The sequence below is a fragment of the Peribacillus faecalis genome (assembly GCF_014712675.1).
GTDB classification, from domain to species: domain Bacteria; phylum Bacillota; class Bacilli; order Bacillales; family DSM-1321; genus Bacillus_AD; species Bacillus_AD faecalis.
The window spans coordinates 1-14,761 of the sequence record NZ_JACXSI010000005.1; the positions used below are offsets into that span (position 1 = coordinate 1).

14 protein-coding genes are annotated in these 14,761 nt (G+C 38.9%); all 14 read right to left on the minus strand.

Annotation, left to right across the window (positions count from 1 at the left end):
• The coding region (locus IEO70_RS02810; protein ID WP_190996832.1) for a transposase at positions 1 to 1,039 on the minus strand (1,039 nt) is incomplete at its 3' end.
• Between the two features lie 216 nt (positions 1,040 to 1,255).
• A complete protein-coding gene (locus IEO70_RS02815) occupies positions 1,256 to 2,125 on the minus strand; it encodes a 3-hydroxyacyl-CoA dehydrogenase family protein (RefSeq protein WP_190996833.1) in 870 nt (289 codons plus the stop codon).
• Between the two features lie 56 nt (positions 2,126 to 2,181).
• Positions 2,182 to 3,318 carry an acyl-CoA dehydrogenase family protein gene (locus IEO70_RS20300; protein WP_190996834.1) on the minus strand — a complete coding sequence of 379 codons (1,137 nt, stop codon included), beginning with the start codon at positions 3,316 to 3,318 and terminating at the stop codon, positions 2,182 to 2,184.
• A 41-nt stretch (positions 3,319 to 3,359) separates the two neighbouring features.
• Positions 3,360 to 4,412, minus strand: coding sequence for a phosphotransferase family protein (locus IEO70_RS02825; protein WP_190996835.1), 1,053 nt, complete (start codon positions 4,410 to 4,412; stop codon positions 3,360 to 3,362).
• Complete coding sequence (locus tag IEO70_RS02830; RefSeq protein WP_190996836.1) at positions 4,387 to 5,601, minus strand: acyl-CoA dehydrogenase family protein; 1,215 nt, start codon at positions 5,599 to 5,601, stop codon at positions 4,387 to 4,389. The genes IEO70_RS02825 and IEO70_RS02830 overlap by 26 nt, the downstream gene beginning before the upstream one ends.
• Before the next feature lie 80 nt (positions 5,602 to 5,681).
• Positions 5,682 to 7,229 carry an acyl-CoA synthetase gene (locus IEO70_RS02835; protein ID WP_190996837.1) on the minus strand — a complete coding sequence of 516 codons (1,548 nt, stop codon included), beginning with the start codon at positions 7,227 to 7,229 and terminating at the stop codon, positions 5,682 to 5,684.
• Between the two features lie 58 nt (positions 7,230 to 7,287).
• Positions 7,288 to 8,055 carry an SDR family NAD(P)-dependent oxidoreductase gene (locus IEO70_RS02840; RefSeq protein ID WP_190996838.1) on the minus strand — a complete coding sequence of 256 codons (768 nt, stop codon included), beginning with the start codon at positions 8,053 to 8,055 and terminating at the stop codon, positions 7,288 to 7,290.
• A 153-nt stretch (positions 8,056 to 8,208) separates the two neighbouring features.
• On the minus strand, positions 8,209 to 9,351 hold the full coding sequence (locus IEO70_RS02845) for an amidohydrolase family protein (protein ID WP_190996839.1): 1,143 nt from the start codon (positions 9,349 to 9,351) through the stop codon (positions 8,209 to 8,211).
• 48 nt (positions 9,352 to 9,399) lie between these two features.
• Positions 9,400 to 9,750 carry a Rieske (2Fe-2S) protein gene (locus tag IEO70_RS02850; RefSeq protein ID WP_190996840.1) on the minus strand — a complete coding sequence of 117 codons (351 nt, stop codon included), beginning with the start codon at positions 9,748 to 9,750 and terminating at the stop codon, positions 9,400 to 9,402.
• A 103-nt stretch (positions 9,751 to 9,853) separates the two neighbouring features.
• Positions 9,854 to 10,585, minus strand: coding sequence for an SDR family NAD(P)-dependent oxidoreductase (locus tag IEO70_RS02855; protein ID WP_190996841.1), 732 nt, complete (start codon positions 10,583 to 10,585; stop codon positions 9,854 to 9,856).
• A gap of 274 nt (positions 10,586 to 10,859) precedes the next feature.
• Positions 10,860 to 11,840, minus strand: coding sequence for an MBL fold metallo-hydrolase (locus tag IEO70_RS02860; protein ID WP_190996842.1), 981 nt, complete (start codon positions 11,838 to 11,840; stop codon positions 10,860 to 10,862).
• A 70-nt stretch (positions 11,841 to 11,910) separates the two neighbouring features.
• Positions 11,911 to 13,056 (minus strand): acyl-CoA dehydrogenase family protein, encoded by a 1,146-nt coding sequence (locus IEO70_RS02865; RefSeq protein WP_190996916.1) that lies wholly within the window; start codon positions 13,054 to 13,056, stop codon positions 11,911 to 11,913.
• Positions 13,057 to 13,094: 38 nt separating this feature from the next.
• A complete protein-coding gene (locus IEO70_RS20305; RefSeq protein ID WP_190996843.1) occupies positions 13,095 to 14,234 on the minus strand; it encodes a thiolase family protein in 1,140 nt (379 codons plus the stop codon).
• A gap of 14 nt (positions 14,235 to 14,248) precedes the next feature.
• Positions 14,249 to 14,659 carry a Zn-ribbon domain-containing OB-fold protein gene (locus IEO70_RS02875; RefSeq protein WP_190996844.1) on the minus strand — a complete coding sequence of 137 codons (411 nt, stop codon included), beginning with the start codon at positions 14,657 to 14,659 and terminating at the stop codon, positions 14,249 to 14,251.
• Between the last annotated feature and the right edge of the window lie 102 nt (positions 14,660 to 14,761).

Below are 14,761 nucleotides of genomic sequence, written 5' to 3' on the forward strand. Positions count from 1 at the left end.
CATAATTCTGTTCGCTACCATATCCGGCATCCGCGACAATGTGCTTCGGCAATTCAAAATAATGCTGCTCGATTTGATCCAAGAAAGGGATTAAGGTACGGGTATCGGTCGGATTCGGAAAAATACTGTAAGCAAGCGCGTATTGACCTTCTGTTGCGATTTGGACGTTATAACCTGCTTTCAGTTGGCCATTCTTCATATAATCATCTTTCATCCGCATAAATGTCGCATCCGGGTCTGTCTTCGAATAGCTGTTACGTTCGCCGAAGATTTCAAAGTCCCTCTGATATTTCTGTTTGCGTTCAATATAGTCCATTAATTGCTTACGAGCTTGCTTAGGGAATTTTCGTTCGCTTCTCAACGCTTTTCGCTCAGCCACATCCGCTGATGCTTCAATCTTTTTGTCATACTCGGAAACGACATGATCTACTTGTTTCACCATTTGGGTGAGTTCTTCTATTGATAATTGTTCCTCGTTTTCTCTTTCCAATTCAGGCAAGATTTCTTTCTCGAACAGCTCGGTGTATAGTTGGTTCGACTTTTCAATCAGCCCTTGATGATATTTTTCAACCGATTTCTTCCAGACGAAGGTGAATTTATTCGCATTCGCCTCGATTTTTGTGCCATCAATAAAAATAGCTTCCTGATCAATCACTTTTTCTGATACCAGTTGGCAACGGAATTGGACGAAACATTGGCGGATTAATTCTTTTACTTCCGGATGGATGCGGAAACGGTTAATGGTGCGATAGCTCGGTTCATATCCTTGCGCCAGCCACATCATGCGGATGCTGTCTTTCAATAGTCCTTCGATTTTACGTCCTGAAAAGACAGATTGCGAATAGGCACATAAGATAATTTTTAGCATCATTCTTGGATGGTAGGCAGGACACCCTGTATTTCGGAGAAATGGTTCCAGTGCTTCTTGCGGGATACTTTCTACTAAATGGTGGATAGAAAAAGCAATATCGTTATTTTGTAATTTTACTTCTAAATCTAAAGGCAAAACTAATTGATTCATGTTATAATCTTTAAACATAAGGACACTTCTTTCTATTAAAATTTTTGGGGTCAGATACTTAAATTTTAACAGATGGTGTCCTTTTTGTTGTAAAAAAAGTATAGCCGGTGGCCCTTTACTTACGTAAAATGCCACCGGCTATTTCTTGTTTAGAGGAGGGTTTTGTCCCAGCCTCTTGAACTTTTAAATAATATAATAAATTTTTACACCAGATAATTCCAAACATTAAAAAAATCAGGAGGTATATTCATAAAACCCTTTGCCAGTCTTTCGACCAAATTCTCCGTTAAAGTATTTTTCAGAAATTACTTTTTGCGGTTTTTTATTTTCATCCCCTGTTTCTTCGTACATTAACTGGCGAATATAGTAATTCACATCAATACCAGTTAAATCTAAAAGAGCAAAAGGTCCTATTGGATGATTTAATGCCTTAGTACATGCCAGGTCAATTTCCTCAACTGTAGCAATCTCGTTTTCTAACAAATATATAGCTTCATCTATGAGTGCTCCCAAAATACGATTAGCAACAAATCCTGATATCTCTTTCTTCAATAAAATTGGTGTCTTATTCATTTTCTTAACCAATTCTACTGCTGTTTCAGCTGTTAAATCAGAAGTGTGCTCTCCTTTTACGACTTCCACTAATTCCATCACAAGGACAGGATTAAAGAAATGAAGATTACATACTTTATCAGGACGATTAGTGATATCAGCAATTTTAGAACTTACAATTGTTGAACTATTTGTCGCAATAATCGCATGAGGCGGAGCTAAACGATCAACTTGCGCAAAGAGATTACGTTTAATGTCTAATTTTTCCACAATCGCCTCAATAACGAAGTCTGCCGATTGTACCGCTTCCTCAAGTGAAGTTACAAAGTGTAAGCGGGAGAATGCGTCATTTACTTCTTGGGAAGATAATTTCCCTTTAAGTACCCTCTTTTCCATTTGGAAATGCAGGAAATCTTCAGCTTTCTTAAGGCTCTCTTCTTGGATATCTTGTAAATAAACGTCTAATCCTGCTAAAGCCGTGACCATTGCAATTTGCGAGCCCATAGCTCCGGAACCAATAACTGCAATATTTTTAATTTCTGTCAACTTCATATACACCCCTTTTAAAATTAGGATTTCCTCTTAATTTATCCATCAGTACTAAACTCTTAAAGAATCGATTTTGCTACATTTTCGATTATTGATTCTTCTTTTTGTAAATCAAGTCTGGCGATTCGTATTTCCTTATACCATCTTTCAATTGGCAAATCTCCAGCGAACCCTGCCCCTCCATGAACTTGTAGAATATCATCAATAACTTTTGATACAGCTTCAGTTGCATGCAGTTTAGCCATTTGAGCACTGAGTTTCCAATCCATTTCTTGCGCTTCCACTTTCCTGGCGGCATCTAAAACCATTAACCGGGATGATTGAAGAGTTATCACTGCTTTCGCTAGTATGTTTCGGATAGTTGGAAATTCAGCTAGCGGTTTGTCGCGGGTAATTCGTCGTTTAGCGTACTTCACCCCATAATCTAATGCATTCTCCGCAACACCAATCGATCTAGCGGCAAGCAGAACCTGCGATTCTGCAAGCCACTGCTTTAACAGAATCAATCCTTCGCCAACAGCACCAATTCTTTGCTCGTCAGAAATATGATAATTTTCAAGAAGAAGGCTGTGGGTAGTTTGAGTATCCATTAACACCGTTTCTTTTAATTCCAATCCATCAGTGGAATCGAGGATAAACAACGTAGGATTTTGTTCTCCGTTGTCTAATTGGCAATTAACTAGAATAACCCCAAAAGAACTTTGATTCAAATTTTGGATATAGGCCTTTTGACCATGAATAATCCATCCATCCTCATCCTTTATTGCGGCAGTATTCAATTTTTCAATGTCATTATCTTCATGTTCCTCCCACAAAGCTACAAAACAGTTCTTCCCTTGCTTAAGTGCCGGCTTAACATATTTTTCTACTTGTTCAGCTGAACACTTGTCTAAAAAACTCGGTAAATCACTTCCAAATGCATCAGCGGCTGGATGATAGAGTCCAAATCGATGTTTGGCTGCTTCCTCCATTAAAATAGTCTTTGCAACAAAGGAAAGTCCATGTCCGCCCCATTCCTTCTTGGCAAACAACCCATATAATCCGATGTTATGAGCATCATCTTTTAAGGACATAAGTACGTCTTGAGGTAAGTACTTCTTAAAAGACAATTCAGCTGCTATAACCTTTTCTCTAATGAATAATTGCACAGTCTTTTTAAGAATCTCTATCTCTTTTTCTATTAATAACTCCGTCACCACTTTTCCTCCTCTTTTATTGATATCTTCCCTCTAGAACGTTAACGGAATATCTCTTTTCTCTGAGCTTTTGAAGCTAGTTCCAGAAGATTATTGATACCAATATTTAATCTGCTAAAACGCTCATCCTCCGCCTCCCCTATTTTCCAACGATAATAAATTTGTTGAAGAATCACTGCAATCTTATAAAAGGCAAACGTCAGATGATAATCTATATTTGAAACATCCCGGCCGCTTTTTTGGGCATATGACTCCAGCATTTCTCTTCTTGAAAAAAAGCCATCGTTAGAGGTAACGGAGTTCAAGCCTGTATCTCCCTCACCCGGTTCTTTCCAATAAGCAATGGCCGTTGCCAAATCAGTAAGGGGATCACCAATTGTACTTAATTCCCAATCAAATATACCAACCACTTCTCCGGGATTGGAGGCTGAGAACATCATGTTATTCAGTTTAAAATCATTATGGACGATAGTTGGAGCAGGCGAAGGCGGAATGTTGTTGATCAACCAATTCTCCAATTGATCTACGGATGGAGTATCATTGGTTTTGGAAAGATGAAATCGTTTAATCCAGCCATGAACCTGGCGGCTTACATACCCTTCTGGATAACCAAAAGTGCTCAAGCCTGCAGCTTCATAATCGACCTCGTGTATCCGAACCAAACTGTCAATAACGGCATTTGATACCATTGCCCCGGTGTCAATTCTCTTTTCAAATTCTTCCGGAAGTTTATCGTCCAGTACAATCCCATCCTTTTTCTCCATCACGTAGAAATGACGATCCATGATTGTAGTATCTTCACAGTAAAAGTATGGTCGAGGCACCAGAGAAAGATAACGATTCAGTTTGCTCTGAACTTCAAATTCTCTTTTCATATCATGAGCTTTTGGAGGCAATGGTCCAAAAGGCGGTCTCCTTAAAACTGCTTGCCAGTCCCCCTTACTGATAAAGTAAGTTAAGTTTGAGTAACCCGCTGAGAACGGTTTTACTTGAAGCGGAGAATTTGGGAGGTTTGGTATCTGTTCCATTATAAATTGATCTACCTTCCCCCAATCTAACTTGCTTTCTTTACTTTTGGATTGTTGTGGGTTCATAATATCTCTCCTTCGATTGAAACTCTTTTAAAACTTGTCGGGCAACAACCATTCGATGAACTTCATCCACCCCATCATAGATACGGGCTGCTCTCGCTTCACGATAAAACCCTTCTAAGGGAGTATTAGGAGTTAAACCATGCAACCCTAATACTTGAATTGCACGATCTATGACATTATTTAAGACTTGAGCACCATAAAATTTGATGAGAGAAACTTCCTTTCTTGCTTGGTCACCCTGGTCCATCTTCCAAGCTGCCTGTAATGTCAAAAGTCTAGAGGCTTGAATTTCCGCTTCTGAATCAGCAATAAAGTTTTGAATTGTTTGTGAGTCTGCCAAAGTCTTTTCCCCATCCTGTTTCGTTGAGGCATAAGCAATCATTTCATTTAGTGAACGACGAGCCACACCCAACCAGCGCATCGCATGAGTAATTCTCCCAGGACCTAGCCGTAATTGGGCCAGCTTGAATCCTTCACCACGCTTTCCAAGTAAGCTCTCCTTAGATATACGGCAATTATTAAAACGTACTTCACAGTGCCCCCCTATATAATGATCTCCCATAACAGGCACTTCACGTACTATTTCAAACCCTGGATTATCGGCGTCTACCAAAAAAAGGCTCGTTCTGTGATAGGGATCAGCGTCAGGGTCTGTGACCACCATGACGATAGCAAAAGCTGCCCCTTCAGCACCAGTGGTAAACCATTTCTTTGCATTAATAATCCATTCTTCACCATCCTTAACGGCTGTACCTTGTAAAGTTCTAGGATCTGAGCCGGATACGTCTGGTTCAGTCATAGCAAAGCATGATCGAATTTCATAGTTTGCCAAGGGATTTAAATATTTTTCCTTTTGTTCGTCTGTGGCCACGTGAACTAAAATCTCACCATTTCCAGCATCTGGTGCCATAGACCCAAAAACATATGGTCCTATCGGACTTTGACCAATTACCTCCGAAAGCAGACCGAGGGAAACAAACCCCATCCCCATCCCGCCAACTTCCTTTGGCAGGTGTCCGGCCCATAGTCCGTTGTCCTTAACTATTTGCTGTAACGGTTTTAAAATATCATCTGGCAAACCACGATGTGGAATCATATATTTCTCATTTGGGAAAACATATTTATCCATAATCTCTGTTGCTTTTTCGATCATTTTCTTTTGTTCTGCACTTTCGACAAAATTGAACATAACTAACCAATCTCCTTTTACTGGATTTACAGTTGCTTAAAAAAATTAATGTAGTGTTTAACGATTCTCCTTTTATACAACTAAACCGTCTGACTATAGTTTCTCAATTTTGTCTTCAATATTTTACCTGATGCATTTTTGGGCAGCTCATCAATAAACTCAACACTATGCGGTTTCTTATATCGAGCAATCTTTGAGGTACAGAAATTTATTACTTCTTGTTGGGTTAAAATGACTCCTTCTTTTAAAACTACATAGGCTTTTACCGTTTCCCCCCACTTCTCATGCGGCACACCAATGACTGCAGCTTCGACGATAGATGGATGAGTATATAACACATCTTCTATTTCCTTTGGATAAATATTTTCACCGCCGCTGATGATCATATCTTTTTTTCTGTCTACAACGGTCACATATCCTTCTTCATCAAATTTCACCAAATCCCCGCTATGGAGCCATCCTCCCCTGAGTGCATCTTCAGTTGCAACAGGGTTTTTATAGTATTCTTTCATCATCGTTGGACCGCGATAAATGATCTCCCCTACTTGGTTTGGAAAGCAATCATTCATATTCTCATCTACCACCCTGACATCCAAAATAGAAAACGGAAGTCCCACGGAACCAGTTTTTATTAGTGCGTCATTTGCTTTTAAGGTTGCTGTACTTCCGGACGTTTCTGTATGACCAAAAGTATCAAAGATACCCGCATTAGGGAAAGAAGCCATTAGTTCCTTCTTCAGTTCTAGAGGGGTTGATGCTCCAGCGGTACAAATAATACGCAAACTATCAACATTGTATTCTTTAAAATCAGAAACCTTAATCAGCATATTCCACATGGAAGGTACCATGAATGCATAAGTTACCTTTTCCGCTTCAATCGTTCTTAAAATATATTGCGGATTAAAACTCCGAAGCAAAACGGAAGTTCCGCCAATTAGCATCATCATGGTTAAGGCTGAGACTCCTCCAATGTGAAATAGCGGGGTAGAAATAATTTGAACTTCATCCTTAGTTAAACCACATTCCAGTACCATATTAACAGCATTCATATATACATTTTTATGTGTCAAAACTGCACCCTTCGGTTTACCGGTGGTACCAGATGTATAAACTATGAGGAAATCATCATTGTCACTTAATTCTTCCATTCTTAAAGAATATGTCTTTTTAAAAATATCGTGATACGATATGAATGGACTTGCGTCTATATCATTATTAACAATGACGACTTCTTCTAGCAGTGGGAGTTTTTCTATCATCTCTTCTATGTTCTGCATAAAATCAAAGTGTGCAATCAACATCTTAGCATCTGAATTTTGTAGTATGTATGTAACCTCCGATTTATGCATCCTGAAATTAACAGGGATAACAATAGCCCCGATTTTAGCCAATGCGACAAAACATTCTGTAAACTCAATAGAATTATAGAGCAATAAAGCGACTTTATCTCCTTTTTTAATTCCATTTATTTGAAACCAACCCGCAAGTGTACTGACCCGACTTTTGAGTGTTGCATAGGTGATTCTTCTATCTCCATCAATAACGGCTACTTTGTCAGGAAATTTATAAATAGACTTATTTAATAACTCATCTACCAGCAATTCCTTCGATCTTAGATATTCAATCATGCAAACACCCCTACTTAGAGTTTAGTACAGCAGAAATAACCGATTCACTCTATTTGATTTACCGAACCGTCCAAGCACTGTCTACGGTTAGTACTTCACCGTTAATAAACTTAGATTCATCAGAAGCAAGGAATAACGCTGCGGCAGCGATATCTTCCGGAACTCCGCTATTAAATGGACCGACGCTTTTGAACACTTCCATTCCGTAGTTGTCTACACGCGAAGGATCTTTTTCTGTCATTCCAGTTATGATCGAGCCTGGAGCAATCGCATTCGCACGGATTTTGCCGTTATTATGACCGTAAAATGCAGCTATGTGCCGTGTTAGACCTATGAGCGCATGTTTAGACATGGTATATGCTGCTCCGCCACGGGCGCCAAGAAGTCCTGCAATAGAAGACACATTAATTATCGTTCCTGCTTTTTCTTGCTCTCTAAATAATCTAACGGCACTGCGTGATGCATAGAACGGACCATTTATATTAACGGCCATTACACGTTCGTATAATTCATTTGTGCAATTTTCAAGTGAAGTCAGATTATCAGAAATTCCAGCGACGTTAGCTAAAATATCCAAGCCTCCAAATTCTTCTTTCGCTTTCTTTATCATTGCCTCTACATCTGCTTCCCTGGCTATATCCGTTTTAATAGCAACAGCTTCACCGCATGCAGATAATATATCTTCAAGCGTCTCATTCATGTTATTTTCGTTCCAATCAGCAAGAATAACTTTAGCCCCTTCATTCGCATATAACTTTGCAATTGCTCGACCCATGCCAGAGCCAGCCCCGGTAACAATAGCTACCTTGCCTTCTAATTTTCCCATAGATTTTTCCTCCAAAGTCAAATATAATTCACTTCATATTGCCAAAGGCAATGTGCACATTAGTTTTGAAAATTAACGCCTTGCTTGACTCACTTAAAGTGAAGCCAAACGAGGCGTTTATGTTATGTTTTTCTATGTTTAAGTAAAGTCAAATTAAGTATTACTTGATGCATTTTCAATAATTTTAATATCTTTTTCTGTAAGTCCTAAATAGTTAACTGGGTTTTCAAAAAGAATTTTTCTTCGAATATCTGAGGGGATTTTAGTAAATGCTGCCGTAGGAGAATCAAATTCCCAATGAGGGTAATCACTTGTAAAGATTAGTCGGTCCGTTCCAACCATTTCTATTAGTTTAAGGATATTGTTGTGATCCTCAACTGACTCGATAAATGGCTGTGTTCCAAACCAAAAATGTTCTTTTACATATTCACTTGGGTAACGTTTTACCCATGGTGTTTCAAGTCGTAAAGCTTTCCAATGCGTATCCATTGTATACATCATATTCGGCACCCAGCCAAAGCCGCCTTCAACAAAAGCAACCTTAAGCTCTGGAAACTTTTCAAAGACTCCTCCAAAAACCATACTTGCCATTTGTGCCTGAAATGTTAGGCAGTTTAGTGTTTGATATTCACCGTAATATTTTTGGGCGCCTGTTGCATGATACTTATTTTGCCCGCCAGGCAAGGAGACGTGGAAGGTACATACTAAATTGTTTCGGACGGCCGCCTCCCAAATAGGATCGTAAAATTTATCCCCATACCCTCTATGAGGTGAGTGAATAGCCAGACCTACCTGTTTCATTTGAGGATGTCCGCCAACACGATCTATCTCACGTGCAGCTGCCTCTGGATCTGCCGCTGCAATCGAAACAGTTCCTTTAAAACGCGGATCTTTGGATAACCAAACATCAATTAACCAATCGTTTAAAGCTGCCCCTATTGCTGAAGCCCAATGATCCTGAGGTAAACTATTTAAACAAAAAGTACCGTTCGGATATAATACAGCCATATTCACTCCGTGTTCATCAAGCAGTTGTTTTTTCAAAAATTCAACAGATGAACCGGGATACTCACCATTTTCGCCCCACGAATCTTTTCTCACTCCTCCGTTTGCGACGATGGCATAACTAATATTCATCACTTGTTTAAACTGTGAAGCTGAGCGGGCAAAGTTTTTCCAATGGGGATCCATATATGCAACCAATTCATCAAAAGACGTTTCTTGAACGTGTACATCACAGTCAATCACTTTCAAAGACTTCCGTTTTTTAGTTAATTCGCCTTGTTCCATAGCCATAATATTACCTCCTGTTTATTAATGATTATTTATACGATTTATTCAAACCTAAATATCAATTAACACCTCGTCATTTGTAACTTCTACGTTATAAGTCTTTAATTTATATTCAGAATCAAACAATGATACGCCGGTTGTTACATCAAACTCATAATGATGCCAGGGACAAGTGATGATTTGTCTGTCCTTTCCATAACAATAATGACCTACTTCAGATGTTGTTAAAGTGGTCCCTTTTAAATGTCCTTCCCCCATCAATGCTGCTTGATGAGGACAGATACCGCTTACAGCATGAAATTCATCTCCATTTCTAACCAAAACAATTTTTCTATTTCTAATTTCAAACGATTTCATTTCTCCCGATGCCAGTTCATCTACTTTACAAACCAATTGCTTCATATTTGTTTACACCCCTTTATAAAGGATTAAATTAAACCTACTGAAATTGTAAATTACGACAATTAAACTGCCGCAATCTATTGTATTTCAAGATAGTTACAGATTACTTAAATTCAGGTGGTTGCCCCCACCCATTTACCTCGATAATGCTTCTTACGATCGCCCGGCTTCCAGGCTCACATAAATAACCAACAACATCAGCTACATCTTTTGGATGCATCCAATCGGTTGTATCAGCTTCAGTTCCGTTGGCTAACTCTGTAAGTACATTACCAGGGCAGAGAGCTATTACACGAATTCGGTATGGCTGACATTCATCAGCCATACATTTGGTCATCCCTACAAGCGCGTGTTTAGAAGCTGCGTAAGCAGAGCGGCCGCGGGCACCCCGCAGTCCCCAAATAGAGGCAATATTTACAATAAGACCATTATGCTGTTCCATCATATTCGGGAGTACCTTTTGGCTCATTAAAAAGGCTCCCCGTACATTGACCGCAAATGTTTGGTCCCACTCAGAAATGTTATAATCTATTAAGGATTTTAATTTACCGATGCCCGCATTGTTAACGAGTACATCGATTACACCTAACTTACCGGAAATGGTTTTATATGCTCGATCCACATCTTCTTGAGAAGAAATATCCACTACTTCTGAAACACAAGGGAAACCTAGAGCCTGAATTTCTTCACACGTTTTATGGACATCTGGTGAGATATCACATAATCCTACAGCCATTCCTCTTTGAGCAAGATTCAGAGCAACTTCTCGGCCAATGCCTCTGGCTGCACCGGTCACTAGTGCAACTTTATATGTGCAATTACTATCATTTGACATATTATAACTCTCCTTATTGAAAACTAGAAAGCAAGATAAAAAAATATCCACATTATAAGCATTATCGAAATTCAGTTTCTGTAAGTTGAATCATGTTTCAATTATATTTATAAAAACAGTGATTTAAAGCGTTTTCATATTCACTTAGAAGTTAATTTATGAATCAGATTTCAAGTCTATTTTATTATAGACTTTCAAACCGTGTCAATTAACAATTGTTAAAATATGTAAATTTAACAATACTAACAGACAAGCTTTTTCATATTTTAACAGGTTAAAATGAACGATAATATGTTATACCATTTCTTTCAACCTCTTCGATTTCTTCACGATCTAAAAGAAAATCTAAATGTCCAGCTGTTTCATAGATAACTAGTATCAACTGTTCATTGACGGTTTTTGCAGGAAACAATTCGCTTACTATGTCAAAACCGCTTTTATCAGTTTGTTTGATTATCTCTTTAATACGGGCTGCACGTTTATCAATACCCTTTAACCGTAATTCGACAAGTTCCGGAAGATTTGTAACTTTAGGACCATGACCTGTCAGCACTGTGCTCGTTGGGATACTGGCACATTTTTTCAAATTCTCCCTATACTGGATTAATGGTCTTACCCTCTCTTGATTCCGTGAGAGAGGCGGTTCAATTGATGCGTTAGAGGAAATATGTTTAATGATATGGTCTCCAGCAATCAATAATTGATCTTTCTGCCTGTAAAAAGAAATATGGCTTTGTGCATGACCTTTAGTTTCAATGACTTGCCATTCCGGCAACCCCGGAATCATATCCCCTTCATTTAATTCGACACTCAGTTTTACATTATGACAAGATAATGTCTGAAGATTTTCAAAAAATTCTTTGCCTGCACCAAGCAGTTCAGCTGGTACACCAAATCCCCTGAGAAATCCCTCAAAAAATTCATGATGCCAATCCACAAATTGCTTCTCTGACAATAACCATGGCTTGTTGTTTGGATGACCTAAAACCGGAATAGGATTCACTTCTAAAATCCTATTTAATAGACCAACATGATCAACGTGATGATGCGTCAGCAATACTTGTTCAATATCAAAAATTGTTAGTTGTCTTTCTTTTAAGGCGTTAATCAAAGATCTCCAGTTTCTTTCTAAATTAGCCCCTGTATCAATGAGTGTTAACTTTTCTCCAAAAATTAGATAAGTATTAATCCCGCCAACAGGTGATCCGGTATCTAGTTCAATCAGCTCAACACCATGATTAGATATGTTAAACATCTATAATCCCCCTTTATAAAAACCCCCTAACAATAACTATTAAAAGAAATAAACCGGATGTAAGTCTGTATTAAAGCCCCAATCTTTTAGCAATAATCGTCTTCATAATCTCATTTGTTCCGGCATATATAGAAAGCGCTTGAACATCTCTAAACCTTCTAGAAATCTCATATTCTTCCATATATCCATATCCGCCGTGGAGTTGTAAACATTGAGCAGCTACCTTTTTCGCAAGCTCCGTAGTCCACCATTTGGCCATGGATACTTGGGTTACAACATCCTTTCCTGCCATATGGTTTACTATTAAGTCATCCACAAAAGTTCTAGCAATTTGAAGTTCTGTAGCCATTTCAGCAATTTTAAATTGAGTGTTTTGCAACTTACTAATTGTTTTGCCGAATGCTTCTCTTTTTTTCACATAATCAATCGTAATTTCCAGCACTTTCTCAGATGTTGCAACGGCACCGACAGCTACAAGCAAACGTTCCTGCTGCAGCTTTTCCATTAAATAATAGAAGCCTTTGCCTTCCTCACCCAATAAATTGGTAACTGGTACGCGAGCATCCTCAAATATGAGTTCAGACGTATCAGAAGAATGTTGGCCCACTTTTCCAAGCTGTTTTCCTTTCTTAAAACCAGGGGTATCCTTTTCAACCACAATTAAGCTAATTCCTCTATGAACGGGTTCAGCTTTCGGGTCTGTTTTACAGGCCACGACAAACAAATCTCCCACAATCCCGCTCGTAATGAATGTTTTTTCACCATTTATAATATAGTGATCTCCTTCTCGAACAGCCGTTGTCTTCAAACCTGCGACGTCAGAACCTGCCCCAGGTTCCGTCATGGCAATTCCTGAGATAATATCTCCAGTTACACAGCCTGGCAGCCATCGTTGTTTTTGTTCCTCATTCCCAAAAGTATTGATATACGGAACAACAATATCATTATGATTATTTATGCCTACTAGTCCTCCTCCTACTCGTTCTAATTCCTCGTTAATTATCACCGAATACCCAAAATCAGCATTGGCTCCTCCATATTTTTCATCAACCCATGGAGCAAGGAATCCTTGTTCGCCCATTTTTCTCCAAAAAGAACGAGGGACAATTTTATCTCTTTCCCATTGTTCAAAGTTAGGCACTGCTTCCTTTTCCAAAAATCTTCTTATAGCTTTCCGAAAAATTTCATGTTCCTCTGTTAAATAACGGCTCATAATTCTACCCCTTTTATTTTTATTAATTTAACTATTTCATCCTATATTTTCAATATTGTTACACAAGAATTTCCGCCAGCACCTTCACTATGGCTAAGTGCAACCTTTGCACCTTCAACTTGATTTTGACCAGCATCCCCTCTTAACTGGCGAGTTATTTCAACGATTTGCCCAAGGGAAGATGCTCCAACAGGTTCACCTCTTGATAAAATCCCTCCGCTTACATTTATCGGGATTCTCCCTCCAATGGATGTTTCTCCCCTTAATGCACGAGGGCCCCCTTCACCAATCGGGCAGAATCCAAGGCTTTCGGAATAAATAATTTCCGAACCAGCATCTACATCTTGTATTTCAGCTACATTAATTTCTTCAGGCCCAATCCCTGCCATCTTATAGGCAGATTGAGCTGCCCGCTCAGCAAGAGGCGGGTAGGATGTTTTTGCAGGAGCAGAAGCTGCAGGAACAAACATATCCCCTCTACGTCTAGTTTCAAGGACAGAAGCAGCTATCGTAACATAATTGCTTGTGAATTTTCGGGCTGTTTTCTTACTACAAATTACAGCTGCAGCCCCTCCATCATTTGGTGCACATAGCATATAAAGTGTTAATGGATCCGAAATCATTCTTGCATTTAATATACTCTCAATCGATATTTCTTTTCTAAACATCGCATATGGATTGTGAACAGCATATTTATGACTTTTATATGCAATGTGAGCTAATTGTTCTTTAGTTGTTCCATATTTGATCATGTGTTCATGTATACTTAAAGCAAAATACGATGGATTAGCTCCTAAACCAGTTGCTTCCTGCCAAGGGTGCCATCCAGCCCCGTGGAGGAAACCCCTTGGACTCTTTTCAAAACCTACAGCAAGAACGATCTCGTAAACTCCTGATTTTATAGCTTGATATGCTAGTCGCAGTGCCGATGCACCGCTTGCGCACGCATTTTCTACATTTACAATCGGGATTCCAGGTAAACCTAGCCTCTCTAACACATTGTGACCTGATGCCGAAACTTCATAAACATTTGCAGAAAAAGCAGCCTCAATATCCTTTATTGTCATATTGGCATCCTCTAAAGCACGTTTTGCTGCAATCGCGCCCAATTCCCGATAACTTTTATCATCGAATCGACCAAACTCATGCATACCAATACCTGCAATTACAACTTCATCCACCCAAAACCCTCCTTTTATTCAGCTGGTTTAAATTTATAAGTTAAATATTCTTTGCCATCCTCTACAAAGGCCGTATCAATAATCACATTAACTTCCATTCCAGGTACTAATCTGTCAATGGTTCTTTCCGTTGTAAGTCCAATAATTTTAATTCCTTCAGGAAATTCAACAATCCCAATGGTATAGGGAACAGTTCCTTTATACCCTGGTGGTGGTGCTGTAATTTCAGTATAGCTCCTTAATTTTCCTGTTGAATGGATTATTATAGGCTCCATCGTTTCTGTACAGCATTCCGGACAGAAGTCTTGGGTTGGAAAAACCAATTCTTCACAAACTGAGCATTTTGAAACAATCAATCCTTGGGGGGGATTCGGCCAATTAAAGAGACCATCCTGAACAGGTATTTTCTCTTTTACATTCTCCAAGTTTTATTCCTCCTTTTAATGCTTTCTATAACTGTTTTGTGCCGTTACCTCTTTTGAACAAAACGAAAGGTGAATCATGTTTCACTTATAAAGATGATAAAT

Coding starts and splice junctions, on each gene's coding strand:
- IEO70_RS02845 (WP_190996839.1), bottom strand. CDS start 9,351: ATGGCTATGGAACAAGGCGAATTAACTAAAAAACGGAAGTCTTTGAAA.
- IEO70_RS02815 (WP_190996833.1), bottom strand. CDS start 2,125: ATGAAGTTGACAGAAATTAAAAATATTGCAGTTATTGGTTCCGGAGCT.
- IEO70_RS02825 (WP_190996835.1), bottom strand. CDS start 4,412: ATGAACCCACAACAATCCAAAAGTAAAGAAAGCAAGTTAGATTGGGGG.
- IEO70_RS02840 (WP_190996838.1), bottom strand. CDS start 8,055: ATGGGAAAATTAGAAGGCAAGGTAGCTATTGTTACCGGGGCTGGCTCT.
- IEO70_RS02860 (WP_190996842.1), bottom strand. CDS start 11,840: ATGTTTAACATATCTAATCATGGTGTTGAGCTGATTGAACTAGATACC.
- IEO70_RS02830 (WP_190996836.1), bottom strand. CDS start 5,601: ATGTTCAATTTTGTCGAAAGTGCAGAACAAAAGAAAATGATCGAAAAA.
- IEO70_RS02855 (WP_190996841.1), bottom strand. CDS start 10,585: ATGTCAAATGATAGTAATTGCACATATAAAGTTGCACTAGTGACCGGT.
- IEO70_RS02850 (WP_190996840.1), bottom strand. CDS start 9,750: ATGAAGCAATTGGTTTGTAAAGTAGATGAACTGGCATCGGGAGAAATG.
- IEO70_RS02835 (WP_190996837.1), bottom strand. CDS start 7,229: ATGATTGAATATCTAAGATCGAAGGAATTGCTGGTAGATGAGTTATTA.